We start from the raw sequence: 13,825 nt of genomic DNA, 5'->3' as shown, positions 1-13,825 counted from the left end.
TAGGCCCTTTTTAGTATTTGCGTGTTAGGTTAGGTATTAACACTCACAGCTTGTAAAGACTCACTTTGATAACAGCCTAAAACGCGCACATATTGAGTATGCTCTTTTAGCTCTTCTAAGGCATGTTGTACTTGGCTATCGGCAAGGTTTGCTTCTAAGTCCACATAAAACACTTCTTCCCACGGGTTACCCGGTACAGGACGAGACTCTAGTTTAACTAAGTTTATTTGATGTTGCTTAAACACCATTAGCGCATCAGCCAATGAACCTGCTTGTTGTTTAGTGGCCATAATAAGGCTGGTTTTAGTCGGTATTTGTTTAGATACCTGCAGAGGTTTGCGCGCCACAACGATAAAGCGGCTGTGGTTTTCACTTTGATTCGCAAGGTTTGATTTAATCACTTCAAGGCCAACGTTTTTACCTGCCTGCGCTGAGCCAATAGCCGCACTATTTGGCGTATTTAAAGCTGACTGAAGAGCACTTGAGGTTGAATCACAGGTTTCATGTTGTAAATCACCGAGGCCTTGTAAAAAGCGACTACATTGAGCAAATGGCTGAGGATGGGCATAAATTTTAGTTAATTGGCTTAATTCAGTATCTGGGGTAGCAAGTAAGCAGTGCTCTACACTGTGTGTAACTTCACCTACAATTGATACTTGAGCATGTTGTAATAAATCAAATACTTCGTTAATACTGCCCGAGCTGGTGTTTTCTATAGGCAGCAAACCAAAATCTGCTTGGCCATTTTCTACTTTGCCCGTAATTTCATCAAACGAGGTACAGCCAATTTCGACTAACTTACCAGGGCGGCGGCTAAAGTATTTATGACATGCTAGTTGACTGTACGAGCCTTGCCCGCCTAAGTAAGTAACGCGATGGGTTTCGCTTAATGCATCGGGGTTTAAGTTTTTTTGCAGCATGGCCTGTTGATGCAGCACAGAGTCTTCCAAAATGGTTTGAAAAACGTTATTTACATAATACGCATCTAGACCAAGCGACTTGCCATAACCAATCAGCTTTTCGAGTAAGGCTAGTTCGCGCGCTTCATCACGAATCGGTTTGTTATTCGCAATTTTATACTCAACAACACCGTGGCTAATACGGCGGCGCTTAGCTAATAACACCAATAGATCGGAGTCTATTTCGTTAATATCGTGTCTGAGCGCGTTTAAAACATCGTTGGTCATTTTGGTTTCCTCATTCCAAAAATAAGTTGCTTAGTGCAACTAAAACAAAAAAGCCTCCCAAGTGGGAGGCTTTGCTATTCGATTGATTTTATCTCACAAACAGTTCAGCCTCTTTTATATAAAGAAGCTAAAAAAAGAAAAAACAGTGCAAGATAAGATAATTTTCATGCTGTTAATGTATGAGGTGTTACTAGCAAAGTCAACAAGCAAGCCAGTTTAAATAGACATAATGAATAATTATCAGCTCCTAGCTAACATTTAGATAAAATTTACAAATAGTTTATAAATATGAATAGGGATCTGGTATATTTCAGGTATTAGCTAAAAATAACAACAACTAAAATAGTAAGGTTGGCCTGTGGTGTATAGACGCCCTCCATCGCGTTTTGGACTAAATTCTTTAAGTGTAAAGCTGTCGTTGCTTATATCTGCAATTTGTTTAATTGCCGGTGTGTGTGCTGCCGCGCTGATGCTTAAATCTGAAGAAAAACAATTAGTTTTCGAAGAGCATGAAGTACTTAAAAGCTCCACCGAATTACTTATCAGGCAATTTGACGCACTAATCAAAACAAAATCAGCCGTTGCCAAACAGGCTAATAATGTTGTGTCAGAGCAGCTATTTAGTGATAGTTCAGCAATCAATTTATCTAACAAAACCCAGTTACAATTTAATAGCGACGGCACTATACGCAGTGCATCGAGCGACGGCCTTTCAGCCGCATTTCTTCCTCAGCAGCATTATTCTCCTTTTTATAAGCGTTTATTTAATAACTCAGAGTCGTTATGGAAAGTCATTTCACCAACCTTAATTCACGACTTTTTTAATTTTTATATGATCACCAAAGACGATTTCATCCGTGTCTCGCCTCCCAATTGGGCGTTAAACGCACCGGCTGAACTCAGAGGCTCTAATGGTGCAACATTTAAGTATGTACAAAGTGATTTAAACCCTAGCAGAGAACCTGTTTGGTCTAAGGTTTATTACGATAAAGTATGGCATAAATGGGTTATTAGTTTGCTTGTCCCCTTGTATGTTGATAATGAATTTTTAGGGGTGACCGGCAGTGATATAGATTTAAACACGCTGATTTCATTTTTACCTGTGGGCGATAAAGAAAAACATTTATTGGTATTTGATAAAAAAGGCCAGTTACTGGCCCACCCGAGCCTAAACCCAGCATTACAAGCTGATTATGGCAGTAATAATAAAACAATTACCACCAACGAGTTTGTTAATCCGCAGCTGCAATCAATTATCAATGAAGCCATTACGATGAAATTACCTGAATATGCAAATTCGTTTGTTCAAAACGATGAAGCGCATATTATTAATATTCGTAAAATTGATAAGCTAGATTGGTATATAGGGGTGTATAAAAAGCGCTCATCAACGTTATCTGCTTTGCAAGATTTAAAGCTTAAGTTTTTTGGTCTGTTTGTACTTTATGCTGTGTTAGTAGCCTTGTTATTACACCAAGCGCTTTATCAACTAGTGCTTCGCAGAATTCATACATTAGTGCACGCAGTAACTGGGTTTGGTAAAGGCCAGTTATTAACTGAGTTCCCGCCAGAAAATAAAGACGAAATTGGCACGCTTAACGGCTCATTTAAAGATATGACCGTAGAGATTCGCAAGCTCATTGATGGGTTAAACCAGCGAATCACTGAAAAAGAAATAGCCGAAAAAGCAGCTAACAGACTTTCTAAAGCGGTTGCGTTTTCGGGCACTGGTGTGGTCATCACCGATGAAAACTTTGTAATTGAGTACGTAAACCCTAAAATGCTTGAGATGACAGGGTTCCCTGAAAGCCATTTTAACCGCGCGCCTTTACTCAATATTATTGCTTCAGAAATGGCTATTTTAGTCGAGGATATTGATATTGATTTACGCAGCAGAAACTACTGGCGTGGCGATACATTAATTCAAGGCAATGACAAACAGCCGATTTGGGTATCGTTGAGTGTTTCACCGATTCGAGAAGAAGGTGGTGAAATAACAAGCTATGTAGCGTCTGCGCAAGATATTTCGTTTGTAAAAGAAAGTCAGCGCAAAATGGAGCAGCTTGCTTATTTCGACACTTTAACAGGCTTGGCTAACCGTACATTTTTTAGGATGCAATTGCGCAAATCAATGGCCCTTGCTGAGCGCGGGCACTATGCCTTTGCACTGTTTTATTTTGATTTAGATGAGTTTAAACGTATTAACGATACCTTAGGGCACGATGCTGGCGATCAGTTACTGAACGAGGTTGCTAATAGGCTTAAAACACGTTTACGCGCCGAAGATACCATAGCTCGCTTAGGTGGTGATGAATTTGCCGTGCTATTAAGCGGTATAGAAAGCCAAGAGCACGCCAGCGACGTTGCTAATACTATTCAAAAAACGCTAAATGTCCCCATCAAACTTGGTAATAATGAAGTTATTGTAAGTGCCAGTATTGGTATTACGATGGCGCCTTACGACAGTCTTGAGGAAGATCAGCTTCTTAAACATGCTGATTTAGCAATGTACGAAGCTAAAGCTAAAGGGCGTAACACCTATCATTTTTATAGCCAAGAGCTAAACGCAGCGGCTAATGAGCGGTTATTTATTGAAAACGAGTTGCGCCATGCAATAAAAGAGCAGCAATTTGAAGTGTATTACCAGCCGCAAATCGACTCGTCAAATCAGCACGTAGTCGGCTATGAGGCACTACTGCGTTGGTTCCACCCAATGGAAGGGCTTATTTCGCCAACTAAGTTTATTCCAATAGCTGAGGCTACAGGGCTTATTGTTGAACTTGGAGAGTGGGTGCTTGAGCAATCGTGTCAGTTTGCAGTGCGTTTAGCTGAGCAAGGTCGCGATAATAATGTTTCTATAAACCTTTCAGCGCGCCAGTTTAAAGATGCCAATTTGGTCCCTATGTTAAGCGGTATTATTAAGCAAACAGGGGTGAGTGCTAAACGATTGCACTTAGAGCTTACCGAAAGCATGCTGATGGGCAACGTAGAGGCGGCAATTACGCAGCTGCATGAGCTCAAGGCGTTAGGGATTTCTATTTCAATCGATGATTTTGGTACTGGTTATTCTTCATTAAGTTATTTAAAACGATTCCCGGTCGACATATTAAAAATTGACCGCTCATTTGTAAAAGATATTCCAGAAGATCCAAATGACATGGAAATAACCGCTGCAATCATTGCAATGGCACAAAAGCTTAATTTAGATGTTGTTGCTGAAGGGGTTGAATCGGTAGAGCAAATTGAATTTTTGCAAAATAATAATTGTTATATTGTACAAGGCTTTTATTACAGCAAGCCTATTCCAGAGCGTGAATTGCCCGCTTTATATGAAAAGCTGAGTAGCCAACATCAAGCGCTTATAACTAAATAAAAATAGCGGGTTTAACCACCCGCTATTTTTACTTTAAATTTAAGCGTTTCTAAAATTGCTTTTAGTTTATCTCTATCGTCGCCTTGCACCTCAATAACGCCTTCTTTAACTGCGCCGCCTTGGCCCATTTTACTTTTAATGGTTTTAGCTAGCTTTTTTAAATCGTGCTCTTTTGAGTCAATGCCAACAACAAGCATTACGCCTTTACCCTTACGACCTTTAGTTTGGCGCTCAATACGAATAAAGCCGTCTTTAAATACTTTGCCAACAGGTTCTTGATCAACTTTTGGCTCGCTAATACGGCCCATATCGGTTGAATATACTAAGCGGTTATCACTCATAATTTACCTAAATAAAAGTTTTTATTGATGTGGCAGATCATAGCAAATTTGTTGGCGAGTGTTTTTATTTTTGCTAAATACTTTTAACAGGTTATATTTAGGTCAAAGGAAATATTATTGGAGTTTATTATGAGTTTAACAAAAAGTTTATCAGTCGATGGAAGTACACTAACGATACAAATTAAAGGTAAATTTGACTTTAATTTAGTTCAGTCGTTTCGCCAAGCGTATGCGCAAATAGAACCAAATACAAATAAGGTGATTATTGATTTAAGAGAAACCGATTACATGGATAGCTCTGCATTGGGCATGTTATTAAACATGAAAAAAACAATAGAAAGCCAAGTGCAAACTATCGAAATTAGTAACTGCCAACCACAACTTAAAAAAATTCTACAAATATCACGTTTTGATAAAAAGTTTGATATTAACTAATGACACATGTACTAATTGTTGACGACCAAGCGTTAAATCGAATTTTACTCGAAAAAATGCTAGTTGAAGAAAACTATAAAATATCCATCGCTTTTAATGGTCTAGAAGCCCTAGAAATATTAGAAAAAGAAGCAATAGATATTGTGTTACTTGATGTACTTATGCCCGTAATGGACGGGTTTGAGGCTGCAAAGCAAATTAAGCAACGCTATAACGATGTTTACCTGCCAATTATTTTTATTACCTCCCTTGAAGACCAAGGAAGTTTTGAACGCTGCTTAGAGGTTGGGGGGGATGACTTTATTCAAAAGCCATTCGAAAAAGTTATTCTGCATGCAAAAATAAAAGCCCATAGCCGCACTCGAGAATTAAGTAAAAAAGCACATAAACAAAATAAGCTACTGGAATATCACCGTAACCAAATTGAGCGTGAGCACGAAATAATAGAGCATATTTTTAGCAACTCGCTCGAAAACCAAGATAAGTTTAAAGACCACTTAGACTTTAGCTTATCACCGGCGTCTATGTTTAATGGCGATATGTTTTTAGTTGCACAAAGCCCTATTGGTAACTTGTATTGCATGCTTGGAGATTTTACTGGGCACGGCCTTGCTGCTGCTATAGGTGCACTGCCAGCATCAAGGGTTTTTTATACCATGGTGCAAAAAGGAATGGCGGTAAATGATATTGCCTCCGAAATAAACATATTACTGCACAACTTATTGCCTGAGCATATGTTTTGCGCTGCAACAATTGTAGAGTTAAGTGCATCAGGTAAAAGTATCACAGCATGGCTTGGCGGTTTACCAGACGCCTATTTGATTGATTGCAACGGTGAAGTTAAACAAACCCTTGAATCACAACATATGGCACTGGGTATATTAGATAGCGATGAGTTTGAATATGAGTTAATTAATTTAGAGGTAGATAAACACACACGGCTAGTACTCTCAACAGATGGAATAATTGAAACAAATAACGATGATGATATTTTTTACGGCGAGCAGCGCTTTTTAACAGCGCTAAAAAGTAAAAGTATGATTAGTAGTCAAGATGTTATCGATAATGTAAACATGTTTGCTAACGGCAGCGAACAGCTAGACGATCTAAGTTTAGTACTCCTAAATTGTTTGTCACTCACACCAGAGCCAGAAGCTAAAGAAGCCTACTCAAACTTAGCGTTTAATTTTTCCCTTAGCTTAAATGCACAGCAAATTAAAAATTCTGACCCTGTTTACGATGTAGTTAATGTACTAAGTAGTGTAGATGGCTTAAAGTCGCATCGCTCAAACATATTTTTACTTTTGTCTGAGGCTTATAACAACGCGCTTGATCATGGCGTACTGGGGCTCGACTCTGAAATTAAAAAACAAGACGATGGCTTTTTTAAATACTACGAATTAAGAGAGCAAGCGTTAAGTGAAATGAAAGAAGCGATGATCATCATTGATATGCGTTATTGCCCAGACACATTGTGTTTATATTTTATTATTTGTGACTCAGGCAGAGGGTTTACCAACGGTGCTTCAACACGTACTGAGCTTAATGCCGAATTTGGTCGTGGCTTATCTTTGCTTGAAGAAGTCGCAGAAAAAGTTACCTACAACGCCAGCGGAAACCAAGTTGAATTGTGTTACAAATTGCTGTAGCTCAGAAAAAAATTCCATGTTACTATCTAAAAAATTTTAGATGTATGGATGGCCAAATGATTTCTTCTTACCTTGATATTGCGCAATTAAATATAGACCCACAATTAATTGCCAAAGAGCTAGAGCAGCTAGAACAGTATATTGCTGCAAGCGCGCTGCCGTCTGTACGTTGGGAATATCAAATTCCTGAACTCGGTGAAGGCGGTGCGTGTAGTTTGTTTGGTTATTTACAAGATGAGCCATTTAAACTTACTGATCACGTGAGCGCGACTTCACAAAACGAGCAAAAACTAGCAAACCTACAAAATATAGTTAATTACATAGAGCAGCAAACACAGGTCGATTGGTATGGTATTTATCAAGCGGTTGACAGTGCTCAGGGTCCGCAATTATTAAAGCTGGCGTATCAAGGTGCGCCAAGCCGTCCACTGTTTCCTCTTACTGAAGCATTTGCAGCAGGCAGCAATAATGTACAAGTTGCATTGTCTAAGCGCGGGCGTGTAATTAACAACATAGAAAACTATTTAGCACAAGGTGGCGAGTACTATACGTGCGACCCTAAAGTGAAAGCTGAAACCTGTTTACCCTTATTTAATGAGCAACATGAATGCGTCGGTATTATAGATGCAGAGGCATTTAGTAACGACTTTTTTGATAGCCGTACACTGGCTGTATTAGTTGCGTGCTGCATTAAAATTCCTCACTTTCTAGTGTAAATATCACTAGCCAAGAAGGTAAGCTTTTATGTTAAGCTTACTACAACAGCCAACCCCTAATTAATGATAAGAGATAGCTAATGTTCTCAGAATTAAAACCATTACCAACAGATCCTATTCTTGGCCTTATGGCAGCCTATAAACAAGATACAAACCCTAACAAGATTGATTTAGGTGTAGGTGTCTATAAAGATGAGCAAGGCAACACACCGGTATTAAAAGCGGTAAAAAAAGCTGAAGCATTTCGTTTAGAAAACGAAACAAGCAAATCTTACATTGGTTTAGCGGGTAACTTAGACTACTGTCAAAAAATGGAAAACCTATTACTAGGTGAGCACCAAGCACTTTTAGCAAACCGCGTACGTACTGCACAAGCACCAGGAGGTACAGGTGCACTTCGCGTTGCGGCTGAATTTGTTAAGCGTTGCAATAAAGACGCAACAGTGTGGGTAACAACGCCAACATGGGCAAACCACATTAGCTTGTTTGAAGCTGCGGGCTTAAACGTTAAAGAATACCCGTACTACGATTACGAAAACAAAGATTTATTGTTCGACGACATGATAAACACCCTTAAGCAAGTACCAAAAGGGGATATTGTGCTACTTCATGCTTGTTGTCATAACCCAAGTGGTATGGACTTAAACGAGACACAGTGGAACACAGTTGCTCAGCTTGCAAAAGAAGTTGGCTTTACACCACTTATTGATATTGCTTACCAAGGCTTTGGCTCGTCACTTGAAGAAGATGCACGTGGACTGCGCATTTTAGCTGATGCAGTAGAAGAGCTAATTATTTGTTCATCATGTTCTAAAAACTTTGGTTTATACCGTGAGCGTATTGGTGCGTGTTCAATTATTGCAAAAGACACTGCAACCGCTGATATTTCAAATTCAGTGCTATTAAGCGTTGTTCGTAGTATTTACTCTATGCCTCCAGCGCACGGTGCTGACATTGTAAACACTATTTTAAGCAGCACAGAGCTTACACAAATGTGGCACAGTGAGCTTGATGAAATGCGTAATCGTATTAATGGTTTACGTAGCTTAATTAAAGAAAGCTTAGCAGCAAAAGAGATAGAGCAAGACTTTTCGTTTATTGAACGTCAACACGGTATGTTTTCTTTCTTAGGTATTAATAAAGAGCAAATTGCGCGCCTGCAAAAAGAATACGGTATTTACATTGTTGGTTCTAGCCGCGTAAATGTAGCGGGTATTAGTGATACTAACATTGAGTATTTCGCAAACGCCGTTGCTGACGTTTGTAAATAATACTATTACTTAACAGTAATAAAAAACCGCCCAGCCTAAACTTTAGGCTGGGCGGTTTTTTTAGCTGTTATTTATACCAATTAGCTAATACCAATCTGCAATAATACTTAATCATTTTACGGGCTAAACGTGTCGCTACCTGCGTTAAAAAGCTCTCATTTAGAACACCTAAATAGCGAATTTTTTGCCGAACTATCAACACGTTTATCCTCCCTCAAAGTAGATCACTTAATTAAGCGAATTGGTATAACTATAATTACAGCACTATTCGCTATCGATTAAGTCTTCTACGCCTACAATCAGCCATGGAGCATCTGAGGTGGTAGCACGCTCAAGGTGCCAAATCTCTAAAATAGGCTCTTCTTTTTTATCGTCTAAGTCGCGGTATTTGCCTTTAAATTGCACACTTACTTGCCACGAATTTGCTGTTGTTTCAGCGCGTACAAGCTCGGCATCAATAAACATCACCTCAGTCGCTACCCGTTCAATCGCTTCGCGCTCAGTTTTAAACTCTTGAGCTAACGATGGGCTTAAATACTCAGCCATCGTGGCGTAATCTGCATTATTCCACGCAGTTTGCATAGTGTGATAGTGGCTACGCGCGCCTTGTAAAAAGCCATTTACGTCAAAATTAGGGGGTAAATTGAAAGGTACTTGCTCAGTGTGTGCGCTTTGCTGGGTAAAACCACTGCTGGTAGGTTGCTCTGGGGCTGCTTGCTTAAAAGCAGAGTGCCCCGTAGCGTGAGTACCGGCTAATTGCGGGGAGTTGCGAGCGCGCATAAACCCCGTAATAAGTTTAAACAAAATAAAGGCAACGCCTGCTAATAAAATAATTTCTAATAGCTGCATGCCCTCAAAGTTATCTCCTAGCATAGCGGCAATTAAACCGCCGGCTAACAATCCGCCTAATACGCCGGCCATAATGCCTTTTTTACTGCTTTTTGTCTTGGCTGCAGGTGCTGTGGTATCGGCTTTTTGCTTTTGTGTGGTTTGTTGTGTTGCTGGGGTTGTACCGCGTTTACTACTACCAAACTTTTTGCGTGCGTGTGCATCAAAACTTGCTGTACACAGTAGTGCAAGTAATGAAAATATAACGATGATGTTCTTCATGTAATTCCCTAAGTTAAACTGAGCGGTGAGTATAATTAACTTTTCAGTAAAAATTAATAATTACATTTAAAATCAATTGTTTTGGATGAAAAATGAGCGCTGAATAGGCACAAAAAAACCGCTCAGTGTTACTCAGCGGTTTTTAGTCGTTAAGCGCTAGTTACAGCCAGCGAATGGCATTGGTAACCCGCTCGTTGTACACATTAATTGGCGCGCCGGAATTAGCCACTAAAATAGTATCGGCTTTGTCGCCTCGATTAATATGACCTGCAAAGCGCGCATCATGAAAATCATCTTCGCCAAACCCAAACGACTTATTCTCAGAAGGAACAATAAAGACCGTCATGGGGCCAAAGTCCGACTCAAAAATTAAGTGCAGACCTTTTTCACCTTTAAAGTCGCAAAACATTGCATAAGTAATTTTACCTGGCAGCTCTTCTATATGAGCGCCTAGCAGTGCAAGCTTATCGTTAACGCTTTGTAGGCTAATAGCATTGGTTTTTTCAAGGGCGGTAATTTCATGGTAAACATGGGTTAAAGCATGTTCGCCTGCTTCATGAGCAATGTGTTGCTCTGTGCTAAAAAAGAATGCGCCAATAGCTACAAAAAAAGACGCGGCTAGGGCTAAGTGAACACGGTCAAACTTAAAACGTGAGCGTGCATCTACAACGTTATCCCCAGTTGCTTGCTCTTCTTGCATTGCTTTTTCTTTTAACGAGGTGTTTAAAAGAATACGCTCAGCAAGGTTGTCAGGCACAGGCACATCTAACGCATCTTGAATTTGTTTATCAAAGTCTTTCATATCGCTTATAAAGTTTTGTCGCTCAGAGCTCTCTTTAGCAAACTCTAAAAGCTCCTTATCTAAATCGTTTGGCTGCGCAATAGTGCGTCGACGAAACTCAAGTTCATCCATTATTTTGATGCCCCTTTAAGTTGTTCATCATCACGGCTTAAAGCCTCTTTAAGTTGGTTTCTGGCACGGTACAAACGAGTCATAACCGTGTTTTTATTTAAATCGAGAATCTCTGCTATTTCTTCACCAGAGCACCCCATAACAACTTGCAGAAGTAAGGGTTCTCTGTATTCATCAGATAGCAGCGCAATTTGGCGTTGGATAACCGTTTGCTCCATTTCATCATCTAACGAATGGCTGGTTTCATCGACAAGTGTATCGTTTTCTACATCGCTGTAGTCAAACTGCTTGCGCTCAAAGCGACGTGCATTTTCTCTACGCAAAATAGTCAGCAGCCAAGGCTTGGCGGCTTTTTGATCCAATAATGAGTCAAGCGAGCGCCAAGCACGTAAAAACGTTTCTTGTACTAGGTCATCTGCAATATGTGGGTCACGGCATAACCAATAAGCAAAGCGATAAAGCTCCTTATTATATACATGGACCAAGGCTTCATAGCGCTTTTGTTTCTCTGCCATATCAACTAAGACCTGATTATTTGATTTTTTCTTTCCAAGCATAAGTACTTTTTTAATTAAAATTTATTATTTAATGCATGAAAAGACCTAAATTTATCAAACTAGTTAATAAAGGTCTTTTAATACAGCTTGTTGCGACTTTGTACGTTGAACTTGGTGCTGCTCAATTATGTTAATAATAGCATTAAGATCGACATCTGCACTGCTATTTGCATAAAGAGCTGACTGTAAACGGTTAACCTGCGTCGCCAGTTCATCATTATTGATGTTGTGTATTAACGTATCTATCGCAGCCACCTTTTTGCCTGTAAGCTTAATCGCTACCTCATTTAGTTCGCTATAAAATGCATTGAGATTATTTGATTTAGCTGCATTTTTAAGCGCGTTTAATGAAAGCGTTTGGGCTTTATTTACAGATACACTGTTATTTTTTTGCTCATTATTAGTAGAACGGCTTAACCAATAAAAAATTGCAGTGATTATCCAAAAAATATACCCAAGCACGGCAATAATAATTAACCAAAGCGGAATAACACTTTGCGGCGCGGCTATTGTTGTATTGGGCTGCTGTGTAATACTTACTTTATTAGCAGGCAAAGTTGGCTCACCTGTATTAAGGTTGTCGTTTGCAATAGCACCTGGGTTTATAGCATTGGCGCTAGGAGTTACCGTTATAGTGCGCTCAGGCAATGTAGCGTAACTAATGCGGTTTATTTTGGTGTTATACCAAGGCAGTGTTATTTCTGGGAGGGTGTAGGTGCCCGCTTTTTGTGGTAATAACGCAAATGACGCTGTTTGCTGAGATACAACCCGTCCGTTTCTTACGGCATTGTTTGTTTCTACATCATCGGGGTAACTGCGAATTCCTGCAATGGTTTTCATATCAATTTCGGGCAGTTGCTCTTTAGTAACCCCTAATGCGGTTAAGGTAATAGTGCGTGTAATAGGCGTGCCAACTTCTACAGTATTTTCATCAGGCTGCCACTGCTCATCAATATTAACTAACTCACTCGGTAGCCATGCGCCTTTATAGTTTGCCGGAATAGGTTTTATCTCAAGTTGCTGATCATCCCCTAAAGCCGACACCTCTAATTGGCGGTAATTTTGCTGTACACGACCTTGAAACGTAGGACCAACAATGGTGTATACACCACTTTTTTGCGGTTGTAGTAAGTATTCTCGGGTGATCACTAAATAACGTTTACCATCTACAAGCTCATAGCTTTCGGTTTGTTTACCTAATTGTGTAAGCTGTGCATCTTGCATACTGGGCGTACTTAGGCTGCCATCAAGCAGCTCTTTTGCTAGGTAGAGTTTAATCGTATATACGCCAGCTTCTTGAACAAACAACGAGTCACTTGAGAGCGATGTTTTTAAAAAAATATCGTTATTTTTATCAGCATCGGCAGCGCGCTTTGCCACTTTTAATTTTATTGGCTGCGAGCTTAAACCGGCCACGTTAAAAGCCGGAATGGTGTATTCACCTTCATTACGGGTCATTAACTTAACAGACCAGGTTGTTTGCTTATTAATGCTGCCATTTATAATGTTGGTGCGCGTACTTAAACTTGTTGGCCCAACTACAAAGTCTTTAAGTAACACCGAGGTGTCGGGTTGCTCGCTTTTTATTGTGTCGTCAACTGAAATGTTAAGCATAAAAAATTCGCCAGCAAGGACTGGGTTTTTATCTACACTTGCCTCTAATTTGGTGGCGGCCCATGATGGCATCGCACTTAATAGCAATAAACAGCAAAATAATCGCATTACCATGATTTTTCTACTCCTGTAGGGCGACGTTGATATTGTCTTTTTTGGGCTTCTAATTGCATTTTATTCCGTAATAAAATTGCCGGATCGTCCGGTACTTTTCTTAATAACTGGTTAAGCTGCTGGGCTTTTTCTTTCTCTTCGTTGGTGAGCTCACGCGTTTGTGCTTGCGCGGCTTGTTGTTGAGCGTTTTGCTTTTGCTCATCTGTTAACGTTTGCTGCTGCGCTGTTTGCGGCTGAGTATTTTCAGCCTGTTCTTCGTTTGTTTGCTCAGGCTGTTTTTGCTCTTGATTAGCTTGTGGCTGAGTTTCTAGTTCTGGCTCATTTTGTTTATCTGATTGTGAACCCGACTCAGCACTTTGTTGCTCTTGCCCAGTGTCAGACTCATCACTTGGCTCACCTTGCTGATCTTGTGATTGCTCGCCTTGACTTTGCTCTGATTGAGAATCGCTATTTTCACCTTGTTGGCTTTGATCTGATTGCTGATTGTTTTGTTGCTCACTTTGATCAGATTGTTGCTGGTTATCTTGCGAATCACCCTCTTGCTG

At 39.9% G+C, this 13,825-nt stretch carries 11 protein-coding genes and 1 pseudogene; 5 read left to right on the top strand and 7 right to left on the bottom strand.

Features of this window, described 5'->3' with window-relative positions:
* Nucleotides 1-29 precede the first annotated feature (29 nt).
* Nucleotides 30-1,187: a chorismate mutase gene (locus B2R65_RS01340; protein ID WP_054982179.1), complete on the bottom strand. Its 1,158-nt coding sequence runs from the start codon at nucleotides 1,185-1,187 to the stop codon at nucleotides 30-32.
* 358 nt (nucleotides 1,188-1,545) lie between these two features.
* Here B2R65_RS01340 and B2R65_RS01335 point away from each other — a divergent pair, with 358 nt between their 5' ends.
* Entirely contained in the window at nucleotides 1,546-4,560 is a 3,015-nt protein-coding gene (locus tag B2R65_RS01335; protein WP_286740463.1) for a bifunctional diguanylate cyclase/phosphodiesterase, read from the top strand.
* Between the two features lie 11 nt (nucleotides 4,561-4,571).
* Here the strand turns inward: B2R65_RS01335 and B2R65_RS01330 are convergent, their stop codons facing one another.
* Nucleotides 4,572-4,901 (bottom strand): SUI1 family translation initiation factor, encoded by a 330-nt coding sequence (locus B2R65_RS01330; protein WP_286740460.1) that lies wholly within the window; start codon nucleotides 4,899-4,901, stop codon nucleotides 4,572-4,574.
* Nucleotides 4,902-5,030: 129 nt separating this feature from the next.
* Here B2R65_RS01330 and B2R65_RS01325 point away from each other — a divergent pair, with 129 nt between their 5' ends.
* The 4 genes from B2R65_RS01325 to B2R65_RS01310 all read left to right on the top strand — a co-directional run bounded on the left by B2R65_RS01325 (nucleotide 5,031) and on the right by B2R65_RS01310 (nucleotide 8,972).
* Nucleotides 5,031-5,336, top strand: coding sequence for an STAS domain-containing protein (locus tag B2R65_RS01325; protein ID WP_089349107.1), 306 nt, complete (start codon nucleotides 5,031-5,033; stop codon nucleotides 5,334-5,336).
* Nucleotides 5,336-6,985, top strand: coding sequence for a fused response regulator/phosphatase (locus B2R65_RS01320; RefSeq protein ID WP_286740457.1), 1,650 nt, complete (start codon nucleotides 5,336-5,338; stop codon nucleotides 6,983-6,985). The genes B2R65_RS01325 and B2R65_RS01320 overlap by 1 nt, the downstream gene beginning before the upstream one ends.
* 56 nt (nucleotides 6,986-7,041) lie before the next feature.
* Nucleotides 7,042-7,701 carry a GAF domain-containing protein gene (locus B2R65_RS01315; protein ID WP_273586173.1) on the top strand — a complete coding sequence of 220 codons (660 nt, stop codon included), beginning with the start codon at nucleotides 7,042-7,044 and terminating at the stop codon, nucleotides 7,699-7,701.
* Nucleotides 7,702-7,781: 80 nt separating this feature from the next.
* A complete protein-coding gene (locus B2R65_RS01310) occupies nucleotides 7,782-8,972 on the top strand; it encodes an amino acid aminotransferase (RefSeq protein ID WP_004587316.1) in 1,191 nt (396 codons plus the stop codon).
* A 264-nt stretch (nucleotides 8,973-9,236) separates the two neighbouring features.
* On the opposite strand, the gene B2R65_RS01305 is transcribed toward B2R65_RS01310, so the two are convergent.
* The 5 genes and pseudogenes from B2R65_RS01305 to B2R65_RS01285 all read right to left on the bottom strand — a co-directional run.
* The gene (locus tag B2R65_RS01305) at nucleotides 9,237-10,082 is read right to left on the bottom strand and encodes a Tim44 domain-containing protein (RefSeq protein ID WP_286740451.1); all 846 of its coding nucleotides are present in this window, start codon (nucleotides 10,080-10,082) and stop codon (nucleotides 9,237-9,239) included.
* Between the two features lie 160 nt (nucleotides 10,083-10,242).
* A complete protein-coding gene (locus B2R65_RS01300; protein ID WP_054982184.1) occupies nucleotides 10,243-10,995 on the bottom strand; it encodes a DUF3379 family protein in 753 nt (250 codons plus the stop codon).
* Nucleotides 10,995-11,552, bottom strand: a complete 558-nt coding sequence (locus B2R65_RS01295; RefSeq protein WP_039972214.1) for a sigma-70 family RNA polymerase sigma factor — start codon at nucleotides 11,550-11,552, stop codon at nucleotides 10,995-10,997. The genes B2R65_RS01300 and B2R65_RS01295 overlap by 1 nt, the downstream gene beginning before the upstream one ends.
* Nucleotides 11,553-11,615: 63 nt before the next feature.
* A complete protein-coding gene (locus tag B2R65_RS01290) occupies nucleotides 11,616-13,280 on the bottom strand; it encodes a BatD family protein (RefSeq protein ID WP_286740446.1) in 1,665 nt (554 codons plus the stop codon).
* Nucleotides 13,274-13,825, bottom strand: a pseudogene (locus tag B2R65_RS01285) (hypothetical protein); the annotation flags it as partial. The pseudogene B2R65_RS01285 and the gene B2R65_RS01290, both read right to left, overlap by 7 nt.

Source organism: Pseudoalteromonas sp. UBA2102 (assembly GCF_002331165.1).
GTDB classification, from domain to species: Bacteria; Pseudomonadota; Gammaproteobacteria; order Enterobacterales; family Alteromonadaceae; genus Pseudoalteromonas; species Pseudoalteromonas atlantica.
The sequence above is the reverse complement of the archived record's forward strand: the minus strand, read 5'-3'. Positions and strand labels throughout refer to the sequence as shown.

Bases quoted from the DNA above. Each gene is read 5' to 3' on its own strand.
- B2R65_RS01340 (WP_054982179.1), bottom strand. From the start codon at position 1,187: ATGACCAACGATGTTTTAAACGCGCTCAGACACGATATTAACGAAATA.
- B2R65_RS01330 (WP_286740460.1), bottom strand. From the start codon at position 4,901: ATGAGTGATAACCGCTTAGTATATTCAACCGATATGGGCCGTATTAGC.
- B2R65_RS01325 (WP_089349107.1), top strand. From the start codon at position 5,031: ATGAGTTTAACAAAAAGTTTATCAGTCGATGGAAGTACACTAACGATA.
- B2R65_RS01320 (WP_286740457.1), top strand. From the start codon at position 5,336: ATGACACATGTACTAATTGTTGACGACCAAGCGTTAAATCGAATTTTA.
- B2R65_RS01315 (WP_273586173.1), top strand. From the start codon at position 7,042: ATGATTTCTTCTTACCTTGATATTGCGCAATTAAATATAGACCCACAA.
- B2R65_RS01310 (WP_004587316.1), top strand. From the start codon at position 7,782: ATGTTCTCAGAATTAAAACCATTACCAACAGATCCTATTCTTGGCCTT.
- B2R65_RS01305 (WP_286740451.1), bottom strand. From the start codon at position 10,082: ATGAAGAACATCATCGTTATATTTTCATTACTTGCACTACTGTGTACA.
- B2R65_RS01300 (WP_054982184.1), bottom strand. From the start codon at position 10,995: ATGGATGAACTTGAGTTTCGTCGACGCACTATTGCGCAGCCAAACGAT.
- B2R65_RS01295 (WP_039972214.1), bottom strand. From the start codon at position 11,552: ATGCTTGGAAAGAAAAAATCAAATAATCAGGTCTTAGTTGATATGGCA.
- B2R65_RS01290 (WP_286740446.1), bottom strand. From the start codon at position 13,280: ATGGTAATGCGATTATTTTGCTGTTTATTGCTATTAAGTGCGATGCCA.